Origin of the sequence: Nocardioides caricicola (genome assembly GCF_039541135.1) — a bacterium.
Taxonomy (GTDB): domain Bacteria; phylum Actinomycetota; class Actinomycetes; order Propionibacteriales; family Nocardioidaceae; genus Nocardioides; species Nocardioides caricicola.
This window is the reverse complement of sequence record NZ_BAABFQ010000009.1, coordinates 83048-109121: the sequence shown is the minus strand read 5'-3', so window position 1 is coordinate 109121 and position 26074 is coordinate 83048. Positions and strand designations below refer to the sequence as shown.

Annotated in this window: 29 protein-coding genes; 17 read left to right on the top strand and 12 right to left on the bottom strand. The window is 72.2% G+C overall.

Annotated features, from left to right (window positions below):
• Nucleotides 1–115 precede the first annotated feature (115 nt).
• On the top strand, nucleotides 116–943 hold the full coding sequence (locus ABD875_RS20250; RefSeq protein ID WP_345181651.1) for an esterase/lipase family protein: 828 nt from the start codon (nucleotides 116–118) through the stop codon (nucleotides 941–943).
• Here the strand turns inward: ABD875_RS20250 and ABD875_RS20245 are convergent.
• Nucleotides 921–2093, bottom strand: coding sequence for an AGE family epimerase/isomerase (locus ABD875_RS20245; protein ID WP_345181649.1), 1173 nt, complete (start codon nucleotides 2091–2093; stop codon nucleotides 921–923). The genes ABD875_RS20250 and ABD875_RS20245 overlap by 23 nt on opposite strands.
• Before the next feature lie 33 nt (nucleotides 2094–2126).
• Here ABD875_RS20245 and ABD875_RS20240 point away from each other — a divergent pair, with 33 nt between their 5' ends.
• Complete coding sequence (locus ABD875_RS20240) at nucleotides 2127–3095, top strand: DUF389 domain-containing protein (RefSeq protein ID WP_345181647.1); 969 nt, start codon at nucleotides 2127–2129, stop codon at nucleotides 3093–3095.
• Nucleotide 3096: 1 nt separating this feature from the next.
• Here the strand turns inward: ABD875_RS20240 and ABD875_RS20235 are convergent, their stop codons facing one another.
• Nucleotides 3097–4023: a GNAT family N-acetyltransferase gene (locus tag ABD875_RS20235; protein ID WP_345181645.1), complete on the bottom strand. Its 927-nt coding sequence runs from the start codon at nucleotides 4021–4023 to the stop codon at nucleotides 3097–3099.
• A gap of 57 nt (nucleotides 4024–4080) precedes the next feature.
• Here ABD875_RS20235 and fdxA point away from each other — a divergent pair, with 57 nt between their 5' ends.
• A complete protein-coding gene (gene fdxA / locus ABD875_RS20230) occupies nucleotides 4081–4407 on the top strand; it encodes a ferredoxin (protein ID WP_345181642.1) in 327 nt (108 codons plus the stop codon).
• Nucleotides 4404–5522, top strand: coding sequence for a succinyldiaminopimelate transaminase (gene dapC / locus ABD875_RS20225; RefSeq protein WP_345181908.1), 1119 nt, complete (start codon nucleotides 4404–4406; stop codon nucleotides 5520–5522). Before fdxA ends, dapC begins: the two co-directional genes overlap by 4 nt.
• Here the strand turns inward: dapC and ABD875_RS20220 are convergent.
• The 3 genes from ABD875_RS20220 to dapD form a co-directional block, all read right to left on the bottom strand.
• Entirely contained in the window at nucleotides 5519–5692 is a 174-nt protein-coding gene (locus tag ABD875_RS20220; protein ID WP_345181640.1) for a DUF5999 family protein, read from the bottom strand. The genes dapC and ABD875_RS20220 overlap by 4 nt on opposite strands.
• 113 nt (nucleotides 5693–5805) lie before the next feature.
• Complete coding sequence (locus ABD875_RS20215; protein WP_345181639.1) at nucleotides 5806–6771, bottom strand: VldE C-terminal domain-containing protein; 966 nt, start codon at nucleotides 6769–6771, stop codon at nucleotides 5806–5808.
• Nucleotides 6772–6811: 40 nt separating this feature from the next.
• Nucleotides 6812–7762: a 2,3,4,5-tetrahydropyridine-2,6-dicarboxylate N-succinyltransferase gene (gene dapD / locus ABD875_RS20210; RefSeq protein WP_345181637.1), complete on the bottom strand. Its 951-nt coding sequence runs from the start codon at nucleotides 7760–7762 to the stop codon at nucleotides 6812–6814.
• Nucleotides 7763–7846: 84 nt separating this feature from the next.
• Here dapD and ABD875_RS20205 point away from each other — a divergent pair, with 84 nt between their 5' ends.
• Entirely contained in the window at nucleotides 7847–8818 is a 972-nt protein-coding gene (locus tag ABD875_RS20205) for an ABC transporter substrate-binding protein (protein WP_345181635.1), read from the top strand.
• 1 nt (nucleotide 8819) lies between these two features.
• On the opposite strand, the gene ABD875_RS20200 is transcribed toward ABD875_RS20205, so the two are convergent.
• Both ABD875_RS20200 and ABD875_RS20195 read right to left on the bottom strand, forming a co-directional pair.
• Nucleotides 8820–9305: a DinB family protein gene (locus ABD875_RS20200; RefSeq protein WP_345181633.1), complete on the bottom strand. Its 486-nt coding sequence runs from the start codon at nucleotides 9303–9305 to the stop codon at nucleotides 8820–8822.
• Nucleotides 9302–9814 (bottom strand): DinB family protein, encoded by a 513-nt coding sequence (locus tag ABD875_RS20195; protein ID WP_345181631.1) that lies wholly within the window; start codon nucleotides 9812–9814, stop codon nucleotides 9302–9304. The genes ABD875_RS20200 and ABD875_RS20195 overlap by 4 nt, the downstream gene beginning before the upstream one ends.
• Before the next feature lie 184 nt (nucleotides 9815–9998).
• Here ABD875_RS20195 and ABD875_RS20190 point away from each other — a divergent pair, with 184 nt between their 5' ends.
• On the top strand, nucleotides 9999–11051 hold the full coding sequence (locus tag ABD875_RS20190; RefSeq protein ID WP_345181629.1) for a hypothetical protein: 1053 nt from the start codon (nucleotides 9999–10001) through the stop codon (nucleotides 11049–11051).
• A 377-nt stretch (nucleotides 11052–11428) separates the two neighbouring features.
• Nucleotides 11429–14590: an isoleucine--tRNA ligase gene (gene ileS, locus ABD875_RS20185; protein WP_345181627.1), complete on the top strand. Its 3162-nt coding sequence runs from the start codon at nucleotides 11429–11431 to the stop codon at nucleotides 14588–14590.
• On the opposite strand, the gene ABD875_RS20180 is transcribed toward ileS, so the two are convergent.
• Together ABD875_RS20180 and ABD875_RS20175 are read right to left on the bottom strand one after the other, a co-directional pair.
• Nucleotides 14587–15366, bottom strand: coding sequence for an ABC transporter permease (locus tag ABD875_RS20180; protein WP_345181625.1), 780 nt, complete (start codon nucleotides 15364–15366; stop codon nucleotides 14587–14589). The two genes, ileS and ABD875_RS20180, sit on opposite strands and share 4 nt — an antisense overlap.
• 8 nt (nucleotides 15367–15374) lie before the next feature.
• Nucleotides 15375–16295 carry an ATP-binding cassette domain-containing protein gene (locus ABD875_RS20175; protein ID WP_345181623.1) on the bottom strand — a complete coding sequence of 307 codons (921 nt, stop codon included), beginning with the start codon at nucleotides 16293–16295 and terminating at the stop codon, nucleotides 15375–15377.
• An 89-nt stretch (nucleotides 16296–16384) separates the two neighbouring features.
• Between ABD875_RS20175 and ABD875_RS20170 the strand changes: the two genes are divergently transcribed.
• The 5 genes from ABD875_RS20170 to ABD875_RS20150 all read left to right on the top strand — a co-directional run bounded on the left by ABD875_RS20170 (nucleotide 16385) and on the right by ABD875_RS20150 (nucleotide 20094).
• On the top strand, nucleotides 16385–17131 hold the full coding sequence (locus ABD875_RS20170) for a TetR/AcrR family transcriptional regulator (protein WP_345181621.1): 747 nt from the start codon (nucleotides 16385–16387) through the stop codon (nucleotides 17129–17131).
• Nucleotides 17132–17167: 36 nt separating this feature from the next.
• Entirely contained in the window at nucleotides 17168–17482 is a 315-nt protein-coding gene (locus ABD875_RS20165; RefSeq protein ID WP_345181619.1) for a hypothetical protein, read from the top strand.
• Nucleotides 17482–18534 (top strand): hypothetical protein, encoded by a 1053-nt coding sequence (locus tag ABD875_RS20160; RefSeq protein ID WP_345181617.1) that lies wholly within the window; start codon nucleotides 17482–17484, stop codon nucleotides 18532–18534. Before ABD875_RS20165 ends, ABD875_RS20160 begins: the two co-directional genes overlap by 1 nt.
• Nucleotides 18531–19007 (top strand): DUF4919 domain-containing protein, encoded by a 477-nt coding sequence (locus tag ABD875_RS20155; protein ID WP_345181615.1) that lies wholly within the window; start codon nucleotides 18531–18533, stop codon nucleotides 19005–19007. The genes ABD875_RS20160 and ABD875_RS20155 overlap by 4 nt, the downstream gene beginning before the upstream one ends.
• Nucleotides 19008–19077: 70 nt before the next feature.
• Nucleotides 19078–20094, top strand: coding sequence for a WD40 repeat domain-containing protein (locus ABD875_RS20150; protein ID WP_345181613.1), 1017 nt, complete (start codon nucleotides 19078–19080; stop codon nucleotides 20092–20094).
• On the opposite strand, the gene ABD875_RS20145 is transcribed toward ABD875_RS20150, so the two are convergent.
• A complete protein-coding gene (locus tag ABD875_RS20145; protein ID WP_345181611.1) occupies nucleotides 20091–20936 on the bottom strand; it encodes an LLM class F420-dependent oxidoreductase in 846 nt (281 codons plus the stop codon). The genes ABD875_RS20150 and ABD875_RS20145 overlap by 4 nt on opposite strands.
• Before the next feature lie 144 nt (nucleotides 20937–21080).
• Between ABD875_RS20145 and dapE the strand changes: the two genes are divergently transcribed.
• Genes dapE through ABD875_RS20120 form a run of 5 tightly spaced genes read left to right on the top strand, consistent with a single transcriptional unit; the run spans nucleotide 21081 to nucleotide 24361 of the window.
• A complete protein-coding gene (dapE, locus tag ABD875_RS20140) occupies nucleotides 21081–22139 on the top strand; it encodes a succinyl-diaminopimelate desuccinylase (protein WP_345181608.1) in 1059 nt (352 codons plus the stop codon).
• Nucleotides 22124–22867 (top strand): LOG family protein, encoded by a 744-nt coding sequence (locus tag ABD875_RS20135; RefSeq protein ID WP_345181606.1) that lies wholly within the window; start codon nucleotides 22124–22126, stop codon nucleotides 22865–22867. Before dapE ends, ABD875_RS20135 begins: the two co-directional genes overlap by 16 nt.
• Entirely contained in the window at nucleotides 22867–23157 is a 291-nt protein-coding gene (locus ABD875_RS20130) for a DivIVA domain-containing protein (RefSeq protein WP_345181906.1), read from the top strand. Before ABD875_RS20135 ends, ABD875_RS20130 begins: the two co-directional genes overlap by 1 nt.
• Nucleotides 23158–23172: 15 nt before the next feature.
• A complete protein-coding gene (locus ABD875_RS20125; protein WP_345181604.1) occupies nucleotides 23173–23598 on the top strand; it encodes a hypothetical protein in 426 nt (141 codons plus the stop codon).
• A gap of 16 nt (nucleotides 23599–23614) precedes the next feature.
• Entirely contained in the window at nucleotides 23615–24361 is a 747-nt protein-coding gene (locus tag ABD875_RS20120; protein ID WP_345181602.1) for a M14 family zinc carboxypeptidase, read from the top strand.
• A 5-nt stretch (nucleotides 24362–24366) separates the two neighbouring features.
• On the opposite strand, the gene ABD875_RS20115 is transcribed toward ABD875_RS20120, so the two are convergent.
• A complete protein-coding gene (locus ABD875_RS20115; protein ID WP_345181600.1) occupies nucleotides 24367–25176 on the bottom strand; it encodes an enoyl-CoA hydratase/isomerase family protein in 810 nt (269 codons plus the stop codon).
• 13 nt (nucleotides 25177–25189) lie between these two features.
• Complete coding sequence (locus ABD875_RS20110; RefSeq protein WP_345181596.1) at nucleotides 25190–25966, bottom strand: PaaX family transcriptional regulator; 777 nt, start codon at nucleotides 25964–25966, stop codon at nucleotides 25190–25192.
• Between the last annotated feature and the right edge of the window lie 108 nt (nucleotides 25967–26074).

Sequence of the window (26074 nt, the reverse complement as noted above, 5' to 3'; positions counted from 1 at the left end):
TCGCTTGGCTTGCACCTCGACCAGGAGCTCGGTGGTTGAGGTGCGAGGAGCGCTAGCGACGAGCCTCGAAACCACCGCCGCCGTGACCGCCCCTCGGCCCGCTCGTTGAGCGAGCATGCGCCGCGCCCTCGGACTCCTGCTCGTCTCGCTGCTCGCCGTCGTCGGGCTCTCCACGCCCGCCGACGCGGACCCGCTGCCGTTGCCGACCTCGCCGTTCGGCGACCCGACCGGCGCGAACGACTGGTTCTGCCGGCCGTCCGCCGATCGTCCGACACCGGTGGTCATCGTGCACGGCACGTTCGGCGACAAGAAGAGCCTGCTCGACCGCCTCTCGTCGGCCATGGTCGACGACGGCTTCTGCGTCTACTCGCTCGACTACGGCAACCGCGGGACCGGCGACATCGCAGCATCGGCCAGGCAGCTGAAGAAGTTCGTGCGCAAGGTCCTCGACGCCACGGGCGCGGCGCAGGTGTCGATGGTCGGGCACTCGCAGGGCGGCATGATGCCGCGCTACTACATCAGGTTCCTCGGCGGTGCGAAGGTCGTCGACGACCTCGTGGGCCTCTCGCCGTCGAACCACGGCACGACGCTCACGGGCTCGGGCTCGCCCGGCTCGGCGACCGGTGGCTTCTGCACCGCGTGCACGCAGCAGGCGGCCGGCTCGCCGTTCCTCACCCGGCTCAACGCCGGTGACGAGACCCCGGGCCTGGTCAGCTACACCCAGATCACCACCCGGTACGACGAGGTCGTGGTGCCCTACACCTCCGCGTACCTCGCCGAGGGCCCGCGCACCACCAACGTCACCATCCAGGACCTCTGCCCGGCCGACCTCGCCGAGCACGTCCTCATCCCGATGAGCCGCACCGCGATCGCGGTCACGCTCGACGCGCTCACCCACGCCGGCCCGGCGGACCCGGCCTTCAGGCCCGCCTGCGGTCTCTGAGCGCGCGGGCGAACGGCGGGTACGCCGGCAGCCGCGGCGCGAGGGTCGCCTGGAACGCGTGGTAGACGTCGGGCTTCCCGGCCCACGTCCCGGCCGCCGGCCGGTTGTCCGGCCCTAGCTCGTGGTGCCACGAGCCCCGCTCGCGGTCGACGAGGTACGCGTCGGCGTACCCCCACCAGCGCTCGTGCCACTCCCGGTACGCCGGGTCGCCGGTGAGCCTGTCGAGGGTCGCGGCCGCCGCCAGCGCCTCGGTCACCACCCAGTGCATCCGCTGACGCACGACCGGTGTCGCGTCCCAGTCGACCGTGTAGACGAACCCGTCGGCGCCGTCGACCGCCCACCCCTCGCGCACGCCCGCGTCGAACAGCGCGGCGGCGTCGTCGAGCATCCATGCGGGCGCGGCGTCGCCGAGGCCCGCGCGCAGCGAGAGCGTGAGCCGGCTCCACTCGAACCAGTGGCCGACCGTCGCGCCGTACGGCCGGAACGGGTGCGCGGGATCGTCGCGGTCGTAGTCGGGGAGCGGGTTCCACGCCGCGTCGAAGTGCTCCGGGATGCGCCAGTCGTGCTCGCGCGCGAAGCCGTGCACGACCCGGGTCACGATCCGCTCGGCGCGGGCCAGGTCGCCGACGGCGAGCAGCGCCTCGACCGTGTGCATGTTCGCGTTGACGCCGCGGTAGTCGTCCAGCGTCGTCCACGCCTCGTCCCACTCCTCGACGACCATCCCGGCGTCCTCGTCCCAGAAGTGCCGGTCCAGCACGTCGAGCGCGTCGGCCAGCAGCGCGTCCGCGCCGGGTCGGCCGGCGACGGCGGCCGAGGACGCGGCGAGCAGCACGAACGCGTGCTCGTACGCCGTCTTCGCCCGTGTCACGGGCCCGTCCGGGCCGACCGCGGCGTACCACCCGCCGTTGACGTGGTCGCGGAACCGGCCGGTCAGCGCGCTCACCCCGTGGTCGACGAGATCGCCGGCCCAGTCGTGGCCCATCAGGTGCGCGAGCGCGAACACGTGGGTCATCCGGCAGCTGATCCACAGCTCCACCGGGCGCTCCGGCTCGAGGGCGCCGTCCTCGGACAGCCAGCCGAAGCCGCCGTCGGGGTGAACCGACCCCCGCGCGAACGCCAGCAGCCGCTCGCCCTCCTGCTCGAGATCCATGGGCGCCAGCCTAGGGAGTCGTACGCTGCGCGCGTGCTCGTCCACTTCCGGCTGACCTCGCCATCCGACCTGACCGGGGCCCTCGTCGACGCGCTCGGGAAGCGCGAGTGGGTCACGAACGTCACCCTGCAGCCGGGCGTCGTCGTGCAGCCTCCGGGCGACCTCGTCGAGTGCGACGTCGCGCGTGAGAAGGCCGGTGTGCTCCTCAACGAGCTCAAGGAGCTCGGCCTGGACCGGGCTGGCGGCATCGTCGTCACGACGCCCACCGGGACCCCGTTCGAGGCCGCGCGGCGCCTCGAGGCCGCGGCACCGGGCCATCCCGACGACGCCGTGATCTGGGAGGCCGTGGAGGCGCAGGCCGCGTCGGGGGCGGTGCCGACGGTGTCGTACCACCTGTTCCTGGTTCTGGCGGTCGCGCTGGCCGCGATCGCGGTGATCACGGACTCGGCGGTCCTGGTCGTCGGCGCGATGGTCGTGGGTCCCGAGTACAGCGCCGTCGCGGCCGCGAGCGCCGGCATCGCGCTCGCCCGGTGGGGCCTGATCGGCCGGGGGCTCCGGCTGCTCACCTACTCCTTCGCGTTCGCGGTCGCGGTGGTCACGGCGCTCTCCCTGCTGGCCCGCGGGACGGGCTTGATCACCGCGGACGAGATCACGCGGCCGCGGCCGAACACGGGTTTCATCTGGCACCCCGACGAGTGGTCGTTCATCGTCGCGTTGCTCGCGGGCGCGGCCGGTGCGCTGGCCCTCGCGGTGTCGCGGTCGGCGACGATGGTCGGCGTCTTCATCAGCGTGACCACCGTGCCGGCCGCCGGGAACCTCGCGCTCGGCCTGGCGTTCGGCGACACCGGGGAGATCCGCGGCTCGCTCGCCCAGCTCGGGGTCAACATCGCCGGCATGGTGCTCGCCGGCGCCGCCGTGCTGCTGCTCATGCGATGGCGCTGGGCGTGGCTGACCCGCTGGTCGGAGCGGTTCTTCGGGCGGCAGGCCGACCTGGGCGTCTAGCTCAGGAGTGCGGCGGGGCCAGGTAGCGGTACGCGTGGTGCGTCGCGAAGCCCAGCTGGTCGTACAGACCCAGCGCGGGTGCGTTGTCGGCGAGGACCTGGAGGTACGCCGTCGTCGCGCCGCGCTCGGCGCCCCACTCCAGCAGCGCGTCCATCACCGCGAGCCCGAGGCCCTGCCGCCGGTGCTCGGGGGAGACCTCGATGCCACGGAAGCCGACCCAGTCGTCGGCGTACGCCGCGACGCCGCTGGCCCGGTCCCCGATCCGCACCGTGACCAGGTCGCCGGCCTCCTCGAAGGACGGTGGATGAGGAAGGCGCTCGGGCGCCCGTCTCGACACCGCCCGCCGAGCCGAGGCGACGGACGCGATCTGGAACAGCGTGTCCGCGTCGTGGCTCTCCAGCACCCAGCCGTGGCCGCGGAAGAGGGCGTCCTCGTCGGAGTCCGGCAGGACCGCGGCGATCGGGCGGCTGCCGTGCCCGGCGTAGAACGCGAGCACGCGGTCGTAGGCGTCGTCGACCCCGGACGGGCCGGCCGCCAGGACCGAGTTCGCCCGGCGCGCGGTCGAGGTCGCCGAGTGCCGCAGGACCCAGTCGCCGAGCGGCGCCGTCTCCAGGTCCGGCCAGAGCGCGAGGGCGCGCCGCTGCGCCTCCTGGGCGGAGACCCGGTGCCGCGCCGGGGGCCGGGGCGGGACGGGCTTTCCGGAGACGATGTGGGCCGTCTCGATCGTGACCGACGTACCGTCCTCGCGCTGCACCACGCAGGTGCCGTCGGCCCAGGAGAGGCAGACGCCGAGGACGTCCGTGAGCGCCGGACCCCCGCTCGGACCGGTCTCGCCGGGGAGCACCCGGCGGACCACGATGCGCTGCCCGACCACGTGCGGACCAAGCATGTGCTTGGCCACATCGTGGGGTGCGTCTCCAGAAGCCACGCGGGGATACTAGGCTGTGCCCGAGCACCTGCTCCCTTGAGCTCCAGGAGGAATCCGGTGACCTACGTCATCTCCCAGCCGTGCGTCGACCTGAAGGACCGGGCCTGCGTCGACGAGTGCCCCGTCGACTGCATCTACGAGGGCAAGCGGATGCTCTACATCCACCCGGACGAGTGCGTCGACTGTGGTGCGTGCGAGCCGGTCTGCCCGGTCGAGGCGATCTTCTACGAGGACGACGTGCCGGAGAACTGGAAGGACTACTACAAGGCGAACGTCGAGTTCTTCGACGACCTCGGTTCGCCGGGTGGTGCCGCCAAGATGGGTGAGATCGACAAGGACCACCCGATGATCGCCGCGCTCCCGCCGCAGGAAACCGACCACTGATCGGCCGACCGACTGCGCCGGTCTCGTCCCGGCTCCCGGACTTCCCCTGGGACCGCCTCCTCCCGACGGCGGAGCGGGCCCGCGCCCACGCCGACGGCATCGTCGACCTCTCGATCGGTACGCCGGTCGACTCGACCCCCGAGGTCGTCCAGGCCGCCCTGCGCGCCGCCGCGGACTCGCCGGGGTACCCGCTCACGATCGGGCGCCCCGAGACCCGCCAGGCCTGCGTCGACTGGCTGGCGCGCCGCCACGGCGTGACCGGCCTCGGCCTCGACGGCGTGCTGCCGGTGATCGGCTCAAAGGAGCTGATCGCCTCGCTGGCCGGCCACCTCGGCCTCGGCGCCGGTGACCTGATCGGCTACCCCGAGCTCGCGTACCCGACGTACGAGGTCGGCGCCGCGCTCGCCGGCGCCCGCGCGGTCGCGACCGACTCGCTCACGTCGTTCGGCCCGGAGACGCCCGCGCTGCTCTGGATCAACTCGCCCTCGAACCCGTCCGGCAAGGTGCTGCCGCTCGAGCACCTGCGCAAGGTCGTCGAGTGGTGTCGTGAGCGCGGAACGATCCTGGTGTCCGACGAGTGCTACCTCGAGTGCGCGTGGGACGAGACGCCGCTCTCCGTGCTGCACCCGGACGTCTGCGGCGGCTCCCACGAGGGCATCCTCGCCGTGCACTCGCTCTCGAAGCGGTCGAACCTCGCGGGCTACCGGTGTGCGTTCGTCGCGGGCGACCCGGCGCTGGTCGGCGAGCTGCTCGCCGTCCGCAAGAACCTCGGCCTGCAGATGCCCGGCCCCCAGCAGGTCGCGATGGTCGCGGCGTTGGACGACGACGACCACGTCGTCGAGCAGCACGCTCGGTACGCCGCTCGTCGCGCCAAGCTGCGCGAGGCGTTGCTGTCGGCGGGCTTCCGGATCGACCACTCGGAGGCATCGCTGTACCTGTGGGCGACGCGCGACGAGGACTGCTGGGACACGGTGGGCTGGCTGGCCGAGCGCGGGATCCTGGTCGCGCCCGGAGCGTTCTACGGCACGGCCGGCCGCCGGCACGTGCGGGTGGCGTTCACGGCGACCGACGAGCGCGTCGACGCCGCGGTCGCGCGGCTGTCCTCAGGGGGCTAGGCCGAGATCGGGTGGTCGCGGCCGTCCGGAGTCAGGTAGTGGCCGTCATCGAACAAGATGACGCCGTTGCAGAGCTGGCACCAGCCCTGGTCGCTGCGGTCGGCGACCACGTGGGCGGTACAGCAGTCCGAGTCCTGGGTGGTCGGACAGCGCGGTGTGTGGTTGCACATGTCGTCCTCCGTGTGTTGCCTTTCACATCGGACGCCGCCGACGTGGGCTGAGAGATTTTGTCTGTCTCCCAGCATGCGCCTCCCCGCCGACAAATGTGGGGCACTTTCCACAGTCAGTCGAAGACGTCGACGTGCACGTGGTCGCGGTGCTCCAGGACCGCCCGGTCACCCGGTCCGTCCGGCGCGTCGTAGTCCCGCCAACCGTCGTCCGAGCGGCTCCCGGACGTCCAGATCCGGTCGTCGAAGATCACCGTCTTGATGCCGAGCCGGTCGGCCTGGGCGACGAGGTACTGCGCGATCGCCCAGCCGCGGGTGGTGTTCTCCGCGTTCACCGGCCGGACGAAGATGTCGATCGCGCGGCCGTCGTAGTGCGCCGAGCCGGGCATGTGGCCGGTGGTCACCCCGCCGGGCGCGAAGCCGCCCAACGGGTTGCCGAACAGGCCGTCGACCTCGCGGCGCACGACCGCGGCGCGGTGCGTGAGCCCAGCGTCGTTGAGGCGGTCGGACTCGGAGTCGGGCTCGTCGGTGTGCGTGCAGCTGAACGCCGCGGGGGAGTTGCCGGTGAGTGCGGAGGCGAGGATCCGGCCGTCGGCCTCGTGGTCGGCGTACGCCTCGGGGAAGGCGGAGCGCTGCACCTCCTGCGCGGCGTCGGTGACCTCCATGGTCTCGTAGCCCTCGACCTCGGCGAGCTCGTCGTAGAACGCGTTCGCGGAGTAGTACGGGTCCAGGACCTGCTCGGGGCTGCCCCACCCCTGGGACGGCCGCTGCTGGAACAGGCCGAGCGAGTCCCGGTCACCGCTCTCGATGTTGTAGAGCTTCGACTCCTGGTACGCCGTGGCGAGCGCGATCGTGGCCGCCCGCGCCGGCATGCCGCGGCCCACCGAGATCGCGGTGATCAGCGCGGCGTTCTCGGCCTGCTCGGTGGTCACCTCGACGGTGCGGCCGCCGACGGTCGCGGTGCAGTCGTCCGGGCCGAGGTCGAGCAGCGGCGTGACGTGGTGGTGCACGCCGTACCCGACGGCGGCGGCGACGCCGACCCCGACGAGCGCCACCAGGGCCGCGCCCGTCCGCACCTTCATGCAGCCATTTTGCGGGGGAGGGGAAAACGGCGACGAATCGTCAGTTGGCGTGCAGGTCCGCGTTCAGCTCGATGCCGCCGCTGCGCCACGGGACCGCCTCGACCGCGCCGGTGACGGAGTTGCGGCGGAACAGCACGTTCTTCGCCCCGGAGAGCTCGAGGGCCTTGACGACCCTCGGCTCGGCGCCCGGGTGGAGCACGGTGACCTTGGTGCCCGCGGTGACGTAGCAGCCGGCCTCGACGACGCACTCGTCGCCAAGGGAGATGCCGACGCCGGCGTTCGCGCCGATCAGGCAGCGCTCGCCGACCGAGATCACCTGGGTGCCGCCGCCGGACAGGGTGCCCATGATCGAGGCGCCACCGCCGACGTCCGAGCCGTTGCCGACCACGACGCCGGCCGAGATCCGGCCCTCGACCATCGACGCGCCGAGCGTGCCGGCGTTGAAGTTCACGAAGCCCTCGTGCATGACCGTGGTGCCCTCGGCCAGGTGGGCGCCCAGCCGGACCCGGTCCGCGTCGGCGATCCGCACGCCGGCGGGCAGCACGTAGTCGACCATCCGCGGGAACTTGTCGACCCCGAACACCGTGAGGTGCCGGCCGTTGGTGCGCAGCCGGGCGCGCACGAGCTCGAAGCCCTCGACCGCGCACGGGCCGGCGCTGGTCCACACGACGTTGGCGAGCAGGCCGAACTGGCCCTCCAGCGACACCGAGTGCGGGGTGACCAGGCGGCTCGAGAGCAGGTGCAGGCGCAGCCAGACGTCCTCGGTCGTGGCCGGCGCGGCCTGGAGGTCGGCGATCTCGACGAGCAGCACCTCGCGGGTGACGCCACGGTCCTGGTCGGCCCCCTGCAGGACGGTCAGCTCCGCGGGCGGCAGCGCGTCGTCCGGTCGCTCGCCGAGCGCCGGCGCGGGGAACCAGACGTCGAGCACGGTGCCCCTGGCGTCGAGGGTGGCGAGGCCGTAGCCCCAGGCGGTCGTCGGCTTGTCGCTCACGGGGCAGCAGTCTAGGAGCCCGGCGGGCGTCCGCCGACCGAGCCCGCTCCGACGGACAGGTGAGGTAAGGCTAACCTTACTTTCATGACACATCTTCTGCGGCGCCTGGCCGCGCTCCCGGTCCTGCTCGTCCCGCTCGTCCTCGCCGGGTGCGGGGACGACTCCGACGCCACGGCCGCCGCGCCGACGCCCACCCGTGGCGGAGGTCCGCTGGTGGTGGAGCACGTCTACGGGAGCACCGAGGTGAACGGCGTACCCGAGCGGATCGTCACGATCGACGTCCAGTGGACCGACACCATGCTCGCGATGGGCGTGGAGCCGGTCGGCTACACCCTCGACTCGTACATGCCCGACTCCACCGTCCCGTGGCAGGAGCTGCCGGCGGACGCCGAGGCGCTCGAGCTCACCGACGGCGTCCCGATCGAGCAGATCGCCGCCCTGCGTCCCGACCTGATCGTAGGCAGCTTCTCGATCACCGACCAGCGCACCTACGAGCTGCTCTCCGAGATCGCCCCGACGATCCCGAACCTCGACGACAGCCAGGTGCAGCCCTGGCAGGACCTGGTCGCGCTCGCCGGCGACGTCCTCGACGAGGAGGAGCGCGCCGAGGAGGTCGTGGCCGAGGTGGACGGCGCCGTCGCGGACACGGCGGCAGAGCTGCCGGGTCTCGAGGGCAAGACCTTCGTGCTGGCGCAGTACGTCGTCGGTGACTCGCTGTACATCGTGGCCGACGTGGCCGACGGCTCGACGGTCTTCTTCGAGCAGCTCGGCATGCAGATGTTCCCGGCCGTGCGCGAGGAGGGCGAGAAGTCCGGCGACGCGCGGGTCCAGGCGAGCACCGAGCGGGTCGACCTGCTGCGAGCCGACCTGCTGGCCTTCCTCGTCAACGGCGGTGACGAGTCCGATCTCGCCGACATCCCGGGCTTCGAGGACCTGCCGGGGAGCGTCGCCGTGCTCGACTACCCGACCATCGTGGGCCTGAACACGCCCACGCCGCTGTCGATCCCCTACGCACTGGAGGAGCTGCGTCCCTACCTGGAGCAGGCGGCGGGCTGACCTACACGCCGGTACGCCCGTCGATCGACTCGCGGAGCAGGTCCATGTGGCCGAGGTGGCGGGCGTACTCCTGCAGCACCTGGATGAACACGTCGCGGATCGACTCGATCCGGTCGCCGGGACCGATGACGACGTCGAGCGCCTCGGTGGGCAGGCCGTCCAGCCAGGAGTCCGCCTGCGCACAGGTCTCGCGCCAGGTCGCGAACGCCTCCTCGACGACGGCGGGGTCGGCGACCGCGCCGTCGAACTGGGACTCCCAGTCGCCGTCGACCACGAACAGCTGGGTCTCCTCGGGGTGCTGCTGGAGGACCCGGCGGAACCAGTGGTGCTCCAGCTGCGCGAGGTGGCGGACGAGGCCGAGCAGGCTCAGCGTGCTGGGCGGGACGGCACGCCGGGCCAGCTGCTCGGCGTCGAGGTCGGCGGTCTTGCGCTCGACCGCCGTACGGAAGTCGGCCAGCCAGCGGCGCATGGTCTCGAGCTCGGTCACTGTCCGGTCCTTCCGTCGATGCACTCACGCAGCAGGTCCGCGTGGCCGCAGTGCCGGGCGTACTCCTCGACGAGGTGGACGGCGATGTCGCGCACCTCGGTCGGCTCGCCGTGCACCGGCACCTGCCGGCCCCAGTCCTCCTCGGCGGCCAGCCACGCGTCCGCGGCGGCGACCTCGCGCCGCCACGACTCCCAGGCGTCGGCGACCACGGCCTCGTCGGCCACAGCGCCGTCGAAGTCGAGGTCCTCCTGGTCCTCCGCCCAGTACAGCCGCGGCAGGTCCAGGTCCTCCTGCAGCACCCGGCGGTTCCAGCTGTGCTCGACCTTCGCGAGGTGCCGCACGAGCCCGAGCAGCGACATCGTCGAGGGTGGCACCGACCGGGCCGCCAGCTGCTCGGCGTCCAGCCCGGCGCACTTCATCTCGAACGTCAACCGGTAGTTGCGCAGGTAGGTCAGCACGGTGTCGCGCTCGCCATGGGTCGCTCGGTAGTCCCGCGGGTCCTCACTCATGGGGGCTACTCGACCATCTGGCGGTGGGTGGGGGCAATCGCGATAGTCCCTCACGTCTTGGCTGCCGTTCTCGGCGTGTCGACAGCCAAAACGTTAGGGACTATCGCCGGTGGCACCAGCCCATCTCAGGTGCCCCTGTGGATGACGCCAGCAGGACCGGCCGCGACCGTCCGAGGATGCGGGCGTGTTCCAACCGCCCGAGCTCCACCCGAATCGGCCCGGGGTCGTCGCCCCGGTCCGGGTGGACCCGCGCGGCCGCACCGGCCCGACCCGGGCCGAGGCGAGAGGCGAAGGGTGGCGCCGCAGCTCCTGGGGCCTCTACGTCCCGTCGTGGGTGGACGACCAGTCGGTCGAGCAGCGGATCGTCGAGGCGGCCGCACACCTGCCGGCGTACGGCGGCGTCACCGGCTGGGCGGCGCTGCGTTGGCTGGGCGGGCGGTGGTTCGGCGGCACCGATGGCCGCGGCGCCCTTCTGGACGTGACGCTCACGACCGGGGACCTGCATGCACGCAGCCGCCCCGGCGTCGCGATCTGCGAGGAGAAGGTCGATCCGCGCGAGCTCCAGGTCGTCGACGGCCTCCGGGTCACGAGCCCGGTCCGGTCGGTCTGCTTCGCCATGAGGTACGCCGCGTCCGTGCGCGAGGCAGCCGCGGTGCTCGACATGGCGGCGTACTCCGACCTGGTCTCGATCGACGAGCTCCAGGACTACGCCCTCGCCCATCCGGCCTGGACCGGGATCCCGCAGTGCCGCGACGCGATCCCCTACAGCGACGAGAACACCTGGTCGTGGACCGAGTTCGACATGCGATGGATCTGGTCGGTGGACATCGGGTTCCGCCGTCCTCTGTGCAACCGTCCGGTCTTCGACCTCGCCGGCCGGCACATCGGGACGCCGGACCTCCTCGACCCCGTGCTCGGCGTCGTCGGGGAGTACGACGGTGGTCTGCATCTCGCCGGCGCCCGGCGTGCCAAGGACATCCAGCGCGAGGCCGACTACCGCGCCGTCGGCCTCGAGTGCGTCACGATGGTCGCACCCGACCGCCATGACCCGACCGCGTTCAGCCGGCGCCTCCGCGAGGCGTACGCCCGGGCTCGGGTCCGCGCCGGCCGGTCGGAGGCTCCCCGCTGGACCATCGAGCCTCCGCCCTGGTGGATCCCGACGACCAGCGTCGCGGCCCGCCGTCAGCTCACCGAGGACCAGCGCGCTCGACTGCTTCGCTACCGGATCGCGGGGTGAGCTCGCAGGGCGCGGAGGTCGGCTGTGCGGGGAATGGGCGATAGTCCCTCACGTTTTGGCTGCTGGTTCCGGCGTGTCGGCAGCCAAAACGTTAGGGACTATCGGACGCCCGCGCCCGACCCTCTCCTCCTAACCGATTAGCGAGCCGCCGAGCCAACGCCGTACGCTTCGACCACAGGCGTCTGAGCCGTCATCAGCGGCGAGCCCCGGGAAGAACAGTCCAGCCGCGAGGCAGGGCCCAGTAGAACCCGGCGGGTAGGCCCGTCACAGCCGTGAACGAGTGGCTCCTCCGCGAGAGCTGGGAGCAAGCAGGGTGGTACCGCGGCTGACGTCGTCCCTGTGGTGAGTCCAGACCGACACCGCAGGAGATGCCCACGATGAGCTACCCGAAGAACGACTCCGGCAGCGTGCCCTCGAGCCCGCGCTTCCCGGAGATCGAGGAGCGCATCCTGGAGTTCTGGGAGAAGGACGACACCTTCCAGGCCAGCATCGACCAGCGCGACCCCGGCGAGAACGGCGCGAACGAGTTCGTCTTCTACGACGGCCCGCCGTTCGCCAACGGCCTGCCGCACTACGGCCACCTGCTGACCGGGTACGTCAAGGACCTCATCCCGCGCTACCAGACCATGCGCGGCAAGCGCGTCGAGCGCCGCTTCGGCTGGGACACCCACGGGCTGCCGGCCGAGCTCGAGGCGATGCGGCTCAACGGCATCAAGACGACCGACGAGATCCTCGAGCTGGGCATCGAGAAGTTCAACGAGGCCTGCCGCGCGTCGGTCATGAAGTACACCGGCGAGTGGCGCGAGTACGTCACTCGCCAGGCCCGCTGGGTCGACTTCGACAACGACTACCGCACCATGAACGCCGAGTACATGGAGTCGGTGATCTGGGCCTTCCAGCAGCTCTACGACAAGGGCCTGGTCTACGAAGGCTTCCGCGTCCTGCCGTACTGCTGGAACGACGAGACGCCGCTGTCCAACCACGAGCTGCGCATGGACGACGACGTCTACCAGATGCGCCAGGACCCGGCCGTCACCGTCGGGTACGACGTGACGACGCCCGGCGAGTTCCAGGGCGCCAAGCTGCTCATCTGGACCACGACCCCGTGGACGCTGACCAGCAACCTCGCCGTCATGGTCGGCGAGGACATCGACTACGTCGCTGTGGATGTCGAGGGCACCCGCTACATCCTCGCCGAGGCGCGGGTCGCGGCGTACGCCCGCGAGCTGGGTGACGAGCCGACCGTGACGTGGCGGGGCAAGGGCGCCGACCTGGTCGGGCTCGTCTACACGCCGCCGTTCTCCTACTACCTCGGCCACGAGAGGGCGTTCCGCGTCGTGCCCGCCGAGTTCGTGACGACCACGGACGGTACGGGTCTCGTGCACACCGCCGGCGCCTTCGGTGAGGACGACAAGGTCGTCACCGACCGCGAGGGCATCGAGCCGGTCATGCCGGTCGGCAAGGACGGCAAGTTCACGTTCCCGGTCGTGGAGTACGAAGGCCTCCAGGTCTTCGATGCCAACCACCAGATCATCGAGCACCTCAAGACCGGCGGTGGCTCGATCACCGAGGGCACGGTGCTGCTGCGCCGGGAGACCTACGACCACAGCTACCCGCACTGCTGGCGCTGCCGCGAGCCCCTGATCTACAAGGGCGTCTCGTCGTGGTTCGTCGAGGTCACCGCGTTCAAGCAGCGGATGCTCGAGCTCAACCAGGAGATCAACTGGGTCCCGGACCACATCCAGGACGGGCAGTTCGGGCGCTGGCTGGAGAACGCCCGCGACTGGTCGATCACCCGCAACCGGTTCTGGGGCTCCCCGGTGCCGGTGTGGAAGTCCGACGACCCGACGTACCCGCGCATCGACGTGTACGGCTCGTTCGAGAAGCTCGAGCAGGACTTCGGCCGGCTGCCGCGCAACGCCGCGGGTGAGCCCGACCTGCACCGCCCCTACATCGACGACCTCGTCCGCCCGAACCCCGACGACCCGACCGGGAAGTCGATGATGCGCCGCGTGCCCGACGTGCTCGACGTGTGGTTCGACTCCGGGTCGATGAGCTTCGCCCAGGTGCACGTGCCGTTCGAGAACGCCGACTGGTTCGAGCACCACTTCCCGGCCGACTTCATCGTCGAGTACATCGGCCAGACCCGCGGCTGGTTCTACACGCTGCACATCCTGGCGACCGCGATCTTCGACAAGCCGGCGTTCGAGAACTGCATCAGCCACGGCATCGTGCTCGGCTCCGACGGCAACAAGATGTCGAAGTCGCTGCGCAACTACCCCGACGTGCGCGAGGTCTTCGACCGCGACGGCGCCGACGCGATGCGCTGGTTCCTCATGTCGTCGCCGATCCTGCGCGGCGGCAACCTGGTCGTCACCGAGCAGGGCATCCGCGACTCGGTGCGCCAGGTGCTGATCCCGCTGTGGAACAGCTGGTACTTCTTCCAGCTGTACGCGAACGCTTCGTCGTACGACGCCACTCGGCGGACGGACTCGAGCGACCCGCTGGACCGCTACCTGCTGGCCAAGTGCCGGCAGTACGTCGACGAGATGACGACCGCGCTCGACGCGTACGCCGTCGCGGACGCGTGCGACGCGACGCGCTCGTTCCTCGACGTGCTGACGAACTGGTACATCCGTCGTTCCCGCGACCGGTTCTGGGGCGACAACGCCGACGCGTTCGACACGCTCTACACGGTGCTCGAGATCGTCTGCCGCGCGACCGCGCCGCTGATGCCGCTGACCACCGAGGAGGTCTGGCGCGGGCTGACCGGTGGCCGCTCGGTGCACCTCGCGGACTGGCCGCTGGCCGACGAGCTGCCGGCCGACGACGCGCTGGTGTCCGCGATGGACGCCGTGCGCGAGGTCTGCTCGGCGACGTCCGCGCTCCGCAAGGCCGGCAACCTGCGCAACCGGCTGCCCCTCTCGACGCTGACCGTCGTCGTCGACGACCCGGCCGCGCTGGCCGGGTTCGAGGCGATCGTCCGCGACGAGGTCAACGTCAAGCAGGTCCGGCTGGTCGCGACCGACTCCGACGAGGCCGCGTCGTACGGCGTGGAGCAGAAGCTGACCGTCAACGCCCGGGCCGCCGGGCCGCGCCTGGGCAAGGACGTGCAGCTCGCGATCAAGGGCTCGAAGTCCGGCGACTGGTCGGTGGCCGACGACGGCACCGTCACCGCCGGTGGCCTGGTGCTGGAGGAGGGGGAGTACTCCCTCGAGACCGTCGCCGGCTCCGCGGACAGCGGCGTGGCGACCGGCGTGCTGCGCCGCGGCGGCTTCGTCGTCCTCGACACCGAGGTCACGCCGGAGCTCGCCGCCGAGGGTGTCGCCCGCGACCTGGTCCGCCAGGTGCAGCAGGCCCGCCGCGACGCCGGCCTCGAGGTCTCCGACCGGATCACGCTGACCATCGCCGGCTCGGCCGAGGTGCAGGCCGCGGCCCGCACCCACGAGGAGCTGATCACCAGCGAGACCCTCGCGACGTCGTACGACGTCGTCGAGGGTCCCGAGGGTGAGCCGACCGTGACGGTCGCGAAGGCCTAGCGGCTCAGGTTCCGGTAGGCCCGCGCCGCGAGCGGCAGGAACACCGCCGTCAGCACGGCCGGCCACGCCAGCGCGACCAGCACCGCGTGGTCGGCCAGCAGGCCGTCGGTGATGCCGGTCGGGTTGCCGAACAGCTCGCGCGCGGCCGCGGCGGTCGCCGAGACCGGGTTGAGCTGCGCGATCACGCCCAGCCAGTCCGGCATGGTCTCCGGCGCCACCAGGAGGTTCGACGTGAACGCCAGCGGCCACACGAGCACCTGCACCGCCATCAGCGCGCCCTCGCCGCGCATCACCAGGCCGAGGTAGATCCCGATCCACAGCACGGCGAACCGCAGCCACAGCAGCAGCGCGACCGCGAGCGCGGCATCGGCGGCCGAGCCGTCGATGCTCCAGCCCACGACCAGGCCACCGACCATCAGCACCGCGAGCTGCGCGGCGGAGTTGGTGATGTCGGCCGCCGCCCGGCCGAGGGGCACGGCGACGCTGCTGATCGGCATCGAGCGGAACCGGTCGGTGATGCCACGCTTCGTGTCCTCGGTGACCGCCGCCATCGTGGTCTCGACGCCGAACAGCATCGTCATCGCGAACATGCCCGGCAGCAGGTAGTCCAGGTAGTCGCCACCGCCCGGCACCTCGATCGCGCCGCCGAACAGGAAGCCGAAGACCAGCAGCAGCATCACCGAGAACGCGATGCCGAAGATCGGCGTCCACGGCTCGCGCTGCCAGTGCTTGAGGTCGCGCTGGGTCATCACCCAGCTCTGCCTGAGTGTCGTCACGGGTGCGTTCATCGGCTGATCCCTTCGGTCAGGTGGAGGAAGACCTCGTCGAGCGTCGGCCGTCGCAGCTGCACGTCGTCGACCTCGAGGCCGGCGGCGTCGAGCGCCCGGACGACGCGCAGCAGCGCGGCGGTCCCACCGTCCGGCCCCGCCTCGACCACGACCTGCCCGGTGTCCGGATCGGCGGGCGCGCCGAGCGCCCCGGCGACGACGTCGACGCCGGCCGCGGTCACGATCACCCGGTCGCCGCCGAGCCGGTCCTTGAGCTCGGCCGAGGTGCCCTCGGCGATCACCCGCCCTGCGCCCATCACGGTGATCCGGTCGGCGAGCTGGTCGGCCTCGTCGAGGTACTGCGTGGTCAACAGCACCGTGGTGCCCTCGGCGACGACCTGGCGCACCGCCGCCCAGACCTCGTTGCGACCGCGCGGGTCCAGCCCGGTCGTCGGCTCGTCGAGGAACAGCAGGCGGGGTCGCCGGATCAGGCTGGCGGCGATGTCGAGGCGCCGCCGCATGCCGCCGGAGTACGTCGCGACCTTGCGGCCGCCCGCCTCCGTGAGCCCGTACGACGCGAGCAGCTCGTCGGCCCGGCGGCCGGCCTCTCGTGCCGACATCGCGTGCAGCCGCCCGAGCAGCACGAGGTTCTCCCGGCCGAACAAGACCTCGTCGAGCGCCGGGGTCTGGCCGACCAGGCCGATCGAGCGGCGTACCGCCGCCCCCGCACGGCGGACGTCGTGCCCGGCCACCCGGACCTCGCCCGCGTCGTACCTCGTGAGCGTCGCGAACGAGTGGACCGCCGTGCTCTTGCCGGCGCCGTTGGGCCCGAGCAGCGCGTGCACCGTCCCGGCGCCGACCTCGAGGTCGAAGCCGTCGAGCGCCTGGGTGTCGCCGTAGCGCTTGCGGACGCCCTGGGCGATCAGTGGGGGTTCCATCCCGCCTCCTTAATCGTACGATGTACGGATAAGAACGGACGGACCCTAGCATTTGTTCCGTACGATGTACGAGAAAGTAGGATCGCGCTGTGGCCGACCCGACGCTCCCGCTGCTGTGGCGCCACGTGCTGCCAGCGGACGACGGTGCGCCGAAGCGCGGGCGACCGCCCCGGGTCAGCGTCGACGAGGTCGTGGACGCGGCCATCGAGCTCGCCGACCGCGACGGGCTCGCCGCCCTGTCGATGCGCACGCTCGCCGAGCAGCTCGGCATCGGCGCGATGACGCTCTACTCGTACGTCGCCAGCCGCGACGACCTGGTCGTCCTCATGCTCGACCAGGTGCTCGGGCGCACCGAGCTGCCGCCGCTGACCGGCGACCTGCGCGCGCGGCTGACCCAGGTCGCGGAGGTGCAGCTCGCGGACTGGCGCGCGCACCCGTGGCTGCTGGACGTCGTCGGCGTCCGGCCGTGGCTGGGCCCGCACGCGGCCGACCGGTACGAGTGGCAGCTCTCGGCGGTCGAGGGCGTCGGGCTCGACGACATCGAGATGGACCAGACGATCACCCTCGTCGTCGGCTTCGCGACCAACGTCGTCCGCGCCGAGCACGCCGTACGCCAGGCCGAGCGCCAGTCGGGCCAGACCGACCTCGAGTGGTGGGAGGCCAACAGCGACGAGCTGGGCCGGGTGATGGCCGGCCGCGACTACCCGCTCGCGGAACGGGTCGGCTCGGCCGCCGGCGAGGCCTACCAGGCCGGCACCGACCCGCGCCGCGAGCTCGAGTTCGGGCTGGGCCGCATCCTCGACGGCATCGAGGCGTACGTCGCCCGCCCGCGCTGACCGTTTAGGACGCCACTGACCGGGCATCCCGATGCCATGACCGTCTTCCAGGTGGTCCCTTCGGACATGACCGCCGCGTCGCACGCGGTGTCGGCCGCGGGCGAGGGTGCCCGCGGGCACGGGTCGTCGAGCCACCTGTCGACCGCGGGGTCCGCGATCCCCGGCGCGACGTCGGTCGGGCTGCTGTCCGACCTCGGCACGAGCTGGGACGACGAGGTCGACGCGTGGGCGGACAGCGCGGCGTCGTACGCGAGCTCCCTCGCCGCCGCCGGCGAGGACGCCGCCGGCACCGACGCCGGCGTCGGTCAGGGCTTCAACGGCCTGCTCGGGCTGCTGCCGGGGAGCGGCTGATGCCGGTCGGGTACGGCGAGGTGAAGAGCTGGAGGGCCGCCCCGCTCGGCCAGGCCGGCGACGGGGTCCGCGCCGACGCCAAGGTGCTGGAGGAGAGCAGGGACCAGGTCGAGGCCCAGGCGATCCCGGCGTCGTGGACGGGGCTGGCGCGCTACGTCGCCGAGTTCCGGCGCGACGCGCTGGTGCGGTCGATGACCACCCACCTCGAGGGCAAGCGCCAGGTGCAGCGGGCGCTCTACGACGCCGAGACCCTGGTGACCGACATCGAGCGGCTGGTCGCCGACGTCGAGGGCCAGGCGAAGGCCGGCCAGTTCGAGATCGGCGACGACGGCTCCGTGACCGACGTCAGCGAGCCGCGGACCTTCGACAGCCGGTGGGAGGCCGAGGAGCACGCCACCGTCCGTCGCAACCAGGCGCAGGCGCTCGCCGACGACGTCACCGCGATCCTGGTCCGCGCCGCCGCCGCCGACGCGACGATCGCCGACAGCATCCCGAGCGGGCACGTCCAGGACGTCGACGAGTACGGCACGGCCGACCCCGACGTCGCCGCCCGTTGGGCCCAGCTGTCCGACACGGAGCGGCGCGCGGTCATCGAGCAGATGATCGAGGAGCTGTCCGAGGACAGCGGCCTGGAGATGCCGGAGATCGTGTGGGAGGACGAGTCCTGGGGCTCGAACGGCTCGTGGAGCGACGGTGAGCCCGGCACCCTGCGCCTCAACGAGGGTCTGCTCGACGACCCGCGCCTGCTCCACACCGTCGCCCACGAGGTCCGTCACGGTCGTCAGCACGAGGCGGTCCGCGACGAGAACGACTGGCAGTTCCCCTGGGAGAGCGACCCGTTCGACGAGCACCGCGACGACGGCATCACCGCCGACCAGGCCAACTCCTGGGAGGACAACTTCGAGAACTACCAGGATCCCGACGACCCGGGCGTGAGCTACGAGGACTACTTCACCCAGCCCGTCGAGGACGACGCCCGCGACGCCGGCCGGGAGTACCTCGACGGTCTCACCGAGGCCGAGATCGACCGGCTGCTCGAGGAGGCGCGATGACCACCGTCGGTGACCTGGTCGGGCGCTACCTCGCCGACCGCAGCCCCGCGGCGCTGGCCGAGGTGCGCCGGGCCGTCCGCGGCTCCGGCAGCTTCGACCCGGGCCTCGTCGTGAGTGAGGCCGACGGCCTGGAGGACCTCGAGCGGCTGATGCCCGGAGCCCTGCTCAGCCCGTCCGCGCACGCCGCGCTCGCCGCCGCCCTGGCGCGGGCCGGCCGCACGGACGAAGCCGCCCGCGAGCGGCTGCTCGCGGAGGTCGCGCTGGCCGGCATCCTCGCCACGGGTGACGGCTCCCGGGAACGGCCCTGGTCGGTGCTCCGGGTGAGCGACGAGTACGACGTGCTGCGCTCGCTGCGACGACGTTCGACCGAGCAGTCCGTCGAGCGCGACGGGCGGCGCCACCTCGACCGCCACGTCTGCGACGACGGCAGCGAGGCGTGGTTCGACGTCACCGAGCTGTTCCCGCCCGACTGACCGCCCGCGGAACCCGGCCCGGCGGCACCGCGTCCGACCGGTGACGGGCCATGACGAACGAAGGACGACGATGCGCACCCGATCTCGGACGGCCGCTGCTGCTGCGGCGCTGCTGGCCCTGGCGGTGCTCGCCGGGTGCGGCGACGACCCGGAGCCGACCGCCGAGGCGCCGACCGCCGAGGCGCCGGCCGCGGGCGACCTGGCGGGTGGCGCGGTGCTTCCGGACCAGCTGTCGGTGAGCCCCGACGGGGCGCAGGTGCTCGCCGACTGCTGGGAGGGCATCTGCCGATGGGACACGGCAGACGGCAGCCTCACGGAGGTCAGCGGCGGCAGCCACCTGGCGATCACCCCGGACTGGAGCCTGCTCGCCGGCGCCGACGGCCCGACCGTGCTGCTCGTCGACGCCGACACCGGTGACACGACCGCCGAGCTGGACGGACTCGCCGGCGAGGAGGCCACGGACGGCTCGGTGGTCCAGGCCGTCGCCTTCAGCCCCGACGGCGAGCTCGTCGCGGCCGCCGGTGCCGAGCCCGAGGTGCGGATCTGGGGGACGGACGGCGCCGACGTCGCCACCATCGCCACGGAGTCGGAGGTCCACGCGCTCGCGTTCAGCCCCGACGGCACCCGGGTCGCGACCGCCGGCGGGGGACCGGTCGAGGTGTACGCCGTACCGTCCGGAGAGCTGGTCGGCACGCTGCCGCGGTCGTCGGGGGAGAGCGACGGTCTCGCGTGGAGCCCGGACGGTGCCTGGATCGCGGGGCCTGGGCCGGGTGGCGCTCCGGCGGTCTGGAACGCGGCCGACCTGAGCCTCGAGGCGGTGCTCGACGGGCGGTTCCTCCAGCAGCTCACCTTCGCCCCGGAGTCCCGGACCGTTGCGTTCACCGACCGGGAGGACGACACCGTGCGGCTGTGGACCCCGGTCGACAACGGGGTGCGCGAGCTCGTCGGTCACACCGACGACCCGGTCGCGGTGGCGTTCGCGCCCGACGGCCGCACGCTCTACTCCGCCTCGGCGCGCGACGGCGTCCTGGCCTGGGACGTCCGGGCCGAGAAGCTGCGCGACGAGCTCGAGCTGCCGCGCGGCTAGCCCAGGCCGAGCCGGCCGGCGAGGCGGTCGAGCGAGCCGAGCACCTCGTCCTCGGACTTGTCCGGGACGCCCCAGATCAGCTCGGTGGCGCCCTGCTCGGCCCAGGCCATCAGGTCCTCGGGGTTCGGCTTGAACGCGATCAGGATCCGGATCTCCGGCGCGCCGTCGCGGCCGGCCTCCGCCCACGCCTTCTTCAGCGCCTCGATCTGGCCGGAGATGTCCTGCTGCGTCGGCGTGGTCATCCAGCCGTCGGCGTTGGCCGCGATCCACGCGAACGTCTTCGGGCCACCGCCGGCGCCGATGATCAGCGGGATGTGGGCGGCCGGCTTGGGGTAGGCCCAGGACGGCCCGAACGACACGAACTCGCCGTCGTACGACGCCTCCTCCTGCGTCCAGAGCGCTCGCATCGCCTCGACGTACTCCTTGAGGACGGTGCGGCGCCGGGCGGCCGGGACGTGGTGGTCGGCGAGCTCGTCGGTGTTCCAGCCGAAGCCCGCGCCGATCTCGACGCGACCGCCGGAGAGGTGGTCGAGGGTCGCGATCTGCTTGGCGAGCGTGATCGGGTCGGACTCGACCGGCAGCGCGACCGCGGTGGAGAGCTTGATCCGCGAGGTCGCCTGGGCGACGGTCGCGAGGGAGACCCACGGGTCGAGGGTGCGCAGGTAGCGGTCGTCGGGCAGCGTCTCGTCGCCGGTCCCCGGGTGGGCCGCCGTGCGCTTGACCGGGATGTGGGTGTGCTCGGGCACGTAGAACGTGTCGAAGCCCCGCTCCTCCGCGGCCATGCCGAGGGTGGCCGGCCTGATGCCGCGGTCGGAGGTGAAGAGCACGAGTCCGTTGCGCATGCGCTCACTCTAGAACAGGTTCTAGTTCTGTGGGCTGGTCATCTTCCGTCGAGAGACGCGAAACGGCCCCGAGTCGGCCCCTGGAAGGGCCGTTTCCCGACTCTCGACGGTCCGGGCACACCGCTCGGCTGGTTGGATGGCCCCATGCAGCTCGACCTCACCGCAGACGCCGTCACGCTCACCGAGCAGCTGGTCAACATCGAGTCGGTCAGCCTGCACGAGCGGGAGATCGCGGACGCGGTCGAGGAGGCGCTGGGCGCGCTGTCGCACCTGACGGTGGAGCGGGTCGGCCACACCGTGGTCGCCCGCACCGACCTCGGGCGCGGCGAGCGGGTCGTGATCGCGGGCCACCTCGACACGGTGCCGGTCAACGACAACCTGCCGGCCCGCCGCGACGGCGCGCTGCTGCATGGCCTCGGCACCTGCGACATGAAGGGCGGGGACGCCGTGCTGCTGCGGCTCGCGGCGACCGTGCCCGAGCCGGTCCGCGACGTCACCTACATCCTCTACGAGGCCGAGGAGATCGACGCGAAGTACAACGGCCTGCGCCTGCTCGCCGAGGCCCGCCCCGACCTGATGGCCGCCGACTTCGCGATCCTCATGGAGCCCTCGAACGCCGTGGTCGAGGCCGGGTGCCAGGGCACGCTGCGCGTCGAGGTGCGCACGACCGGCGAGCGCGCCCACACCGCGCGCAGCTGGCGCGGGGTCAACGCGATCCACGGCGCCGCCGAGGTGCTGCGCCGCTTGAACGAGTACGACGCGCGCACGCCGGTGATCGACGGCCTCGAGTACCACGAGGGCCTCAACGCGGTGTTCATCCGTGGCGGCGTCGCCGGCAACGTGCTCCCCGACGAGTGCGTGGTCGAGGTGAACTTCCGCTTCGCCCCGGACCGCTCGGAGGCGGAGGCCGAGACGTTCGTCCGCGAGTTCTTCGACGGCTTCGACGTCACGCTCACCGACTCCGCCCCCGGTGCGCTGCCCGGGCTCGACCTGCCCGCCGCGAAGGCGTTCGTCGAGGCGGTCGGCGGCGAGGTCAACCCGAAGTTCGGGTGGACCGACGTCGCCCGGTTCAGCGGCCTCGGGGTGCCCGCGGTCAACTACGGCCCGGGCGACCCGATGCTCGCCCACAAGCAGGAGGAGCACGTGCCCGTGGAGCACATCACCCGCTGCGAGGACCGGCTCCGACGGTGGCTGACCTCGTGAGGGCCCGGTTCAAGGGCCCGATCATCCAGCGCCGCAACCAGATCGACGACTCGACCACCGACCAGCGGCTGCTGGACTCGCGCGGCCCCAGCGACTGGGTCCACACCGACCCGTGGCGGGTCCTGCGCATGCAGGCCGAGCTGGTCGAGGGCTTCGGTGCGCTCGCGGAGCTGGGTCCGGCCATCTCGGTCTTCGGCTCCGCCCGGCTCGGGCCCGAGCACCCGTCGTACGCCGTCGCCGAGACGCTCGGCCGGCGGCTGGTCGAGGAGGGCTTCGCGGTCATCACCGGCGGCGGGCCCGGCGCGATGGAGGCCGCCAACAAGGGGGCCAGCGAGGCCGGCGGCGTCAGCGTCGGGCTCGGCATCGAGCTCCCGTGGGAGTCGGGCCTCAACGACTGGGTCGACGTCGGCGTGCACTTCCGCTACTTCTTCGCTCGCAAGACGATGTTCGTCAAGTACTCCCAGGGCTTCGCGGTGCTGCCCGGCGGCCTCGGCACCCTCGACGAGATGTTCGAGGCGGCCACGCTGGCCCAGACCGGCAAGATCACCAGCTTCCCGATCGTGCTGATCGGCACGTCGTACTGGCAGGGCCTGGTCGACTGGATGCGCGACACCCAGCTCGCCGAGGGCACGATCCGGCAGGACGACATCGACCGGCTGGTGCTCACCGACGACGTCGAGGAGGCGGTCGCGCTGATGGTCCGCAGCCGGGAGGATGAGTCCTCGTGATGTGGTTCTTCGCGATCCTGGTCGTGCTGGCGCTCGGCGGCATCGCCCTGGTCGCCGCCGGACGCGGCGCCCCGCTCGCCGAGGTGTACGACGACCGCCCGGACTCCAGCGTCCCCGCGGAGGGTCCGCTCACCGCCGACGACCTGCGCCGGGTGCGCTTCTCGCTGGGCTTCCGCGGCTACCGGATGTCCGAGGTCGACGCGCTCCTCGACCGGCTCGCCAGCGAGCGCGAGGAGGCCGACCGGGAGCAGGGCACCGAGCGGGGGCGTGGCGACGAGCCCACGGCGTAGGGCACACTTCGCTCCGTGTCGACCGAGGTGATCGTCTACGTCCTGACGGCTCTGGCTGCCGTCGTGGTCGTGCTGACCCAGGTCCGGCTGGCGCGTTCGGACAGCGGCGCCGGCCGCCACGACCTCGGTCACGGGCTGGTCCACGCGCACACCGTCACCGGCGTGATCGCCCTGGCGCTCTGGGTCGCGTTCCTGGTCGCGCCGGAGGACTCGGTGCTGGGTGGGGACGCGGTCGGCATCGCCGCGATCGCGTTCTGGTGGATCGTGGTCGTGCTCGGCCTGCTGATCCTGGCCCGCTGGCTGCCGAGCCGGGGCAAGCACTCCTCCGGCGGCCGCGAGGACTCGTGGTCGGAGGGTCCCGGGCTGTCGATCCTCGCGCACGTCGGGATGCTCGTCGGGGTGGGCGTCTTCACCTGGGCCTACCTCAACGCCCTGGTCTGACCTAGGCTCCCTGCCCATGCGTCTCGGGATCCTGCTCACCTCACTCGCCCTGTCCTTCCCCCTGTCCCTGGGCCTCGCTGCTCCGGCATCGGCGCTCCGCGCCCCCGACGAGCGCCCGGCGGTCGTGCAGAAGGTGGTGATCGGGAAGTCGGCCCAGGGCCGCCCGATCAAGGCGTTCCGGCTGGGGGAGCGCGGCAAGCCCAAGGTGCTGCTGATCTCGACCATGCACGGCGACGAGAACGACACCCGCCGGATCCTGACGAGCCTGCGCGACCGGCGCCCCATCCACGGCCTGAACCTCTGGGTCGTCCCCGTCTACAACCCCGACGGCCTCGCGCACGGCACCCGCAAGAACGGCCGTGGCGTCGACCTCAACCGCAACTACCCGTACCGGTGGGCCGACCTCGACGGCAGCTACGAGTCCGGACCGCGGGCGGGCTCGGAGCCCGAGACCCGCGCGATGATGCGGTTCCTCAAGAAGATCCGGCCGCGCTGGATCGTCAGCTTCCACCAGCCGTTGTACGGCGTCGACACCGATACCAAGGACGAGCGCTTCGCTCGGCGGGTCTCCGACAAGCTCAACCTGCCGCGCAAGTCGTTCACGTGCGGCGGGGTCTGCCACGGCACGATGACCGGCTGGTACAACCACCACTTCCGCGGCTCCGCCCTCACCGTCGAGTACGGCGCCAACCCGGCCCGCCGGCTGATGCAGGAGACCGTGCCCCGCCAGGTGCTGTCGATCTGGGGCGCGGGCCGCGGCTGACGGCGTCAGCGGCCCTCGAAGACCGGCTTCTCCTTCGCCACGAACGCCGCGACCGCGGCCCGGTGGTCGGCGGTGGCGCCGGTCTTGGTCATCATCGCGCTCTCCAGCTCCAGGGACTCCTCGAGCGAGTGGCCGGCGGCGTACACGACCGACTGACGGATCGCGCCGAGGGCGACCGTCGGACCGGCGGCGAGCCGCGAGGCGAGCGCGCCCACCTCGGCAGCGAGCTGGTCGGCCGGGACGACCTTGGTGGCCAGCCCGAGGTCCAGGGCGTCGGCCGCCGAGACCGTCGACGGGAAGTAGAGGAGCTCGAGCGCCTTGGCTCGTCCGACGAGCCGCTGCAGGTGGTAGCTGGCGCCGGTGTCGCAGGAGAGCGCGACGTTCGCGAACGCCAGGTTGAACCCGGCGGTGTCGGCGACGATGCGCAGGTCGCAGGCGAACGCGAGGCTCGCGCCCGCGCCGGCGGCGACGCCGTTCACCGCGGCGATCACCGGCTTGGCCATCGTCGCCAGCGCGGTGACGGTCGGGTTGTAGTGGTCGTCGACGGTGGTGAAGAGCGCGTCGCTGCCACCGTTCTCCAGCAGCTCGATGTGCTCCTTGAGGTCCTGGCCGGTGCAGAACGCCTTGCCCGTGCCGGTCAGCACCACGCAGCGGACCGCGTCGTCCTCGGCGACCTGGCGCACGGTGTCGCGCAGCAGCTCCTTGGTCGCGATGTTCAGGCTGTTGTACGCCTCGGGCCGGTTCAGCGTGATCGTGGCGACGCCGTCGGTGACGTCGAGCAGCACGGGGTCGAGCAGCACAGGGGAGTCGGTCATGCGCTGCAGTCTGTCAGGCGCCCAGGCAACGTGCGACGAACCGGTCGGTGCCGGGCTTGAGCCGGTTCGCCTCGCGCGCGAACAGCTGCGCCGCCTCGTGCCCCGGCCAGTCGTCGGGCAGCAGGTCGTCGGGCAGCCCGGGGTCGGCGAACAGGAACTTGCGCCACTCGTGGACCAGGTGGAAGCGCGCGGCGAACGCCGCCTCGTCCTCGTCGTCGTGCGCCGAGAAGTGCTGGTCGACGAGGTCGCCGGCCGCCTGCAGCCACCCGTCGTACGACGCCCGCAGCCCGTCGAGGTCCCACGCGCCGGTCGGCTCGGGGTCGAACCGGTCGGCACGGGCCACCCGCACCGTCGCGCCCTCCCGCTCGACCATGGACGCCAGCTCGGCGCGCGGGTAGGGGCTGACCCAGACCCCGTCGCTCAGCTCGGCGTACCCGAGGAAGGTCAGCCCGGCCCGCAGCCGCGCCCGCGCCGCCCGGCTCTGCGGCGCGGAGACGAAGGCCAGGTGCCAGTGGCCGTCCCAGTCCGGTGCCTCGCGCCGGTAGATCCGGTTGCCGGCCTCGTCGAGGCGGCGGTTGGCCCGTTCGCTGGTCCGGTAGCCGCGTCCGCCCGCGAGCTGGACCGGCTCGAGCCAGCCCTGCATCACCATCCGGGAGATCGCCGTGCGGACCGCCGGAGCGGCGATCCCGACCGGGTCGAGCATCCGGACGACGGCCGCCACCGGAGCCTCGCTGCCCCGGCTGCGCAGGTGGTCGCCGTACACGTCGAAGAGCGCGGAGCGGGCCTGCATGACAGGAGTCTGCCAGCCGGATCGGGGCTCGGACCTCGCCCTGTGCTCCACGTCACCGCGCGATGGGGGATAATGGTCCACACATATGGCGTGGGAGGGCTCTTTCTG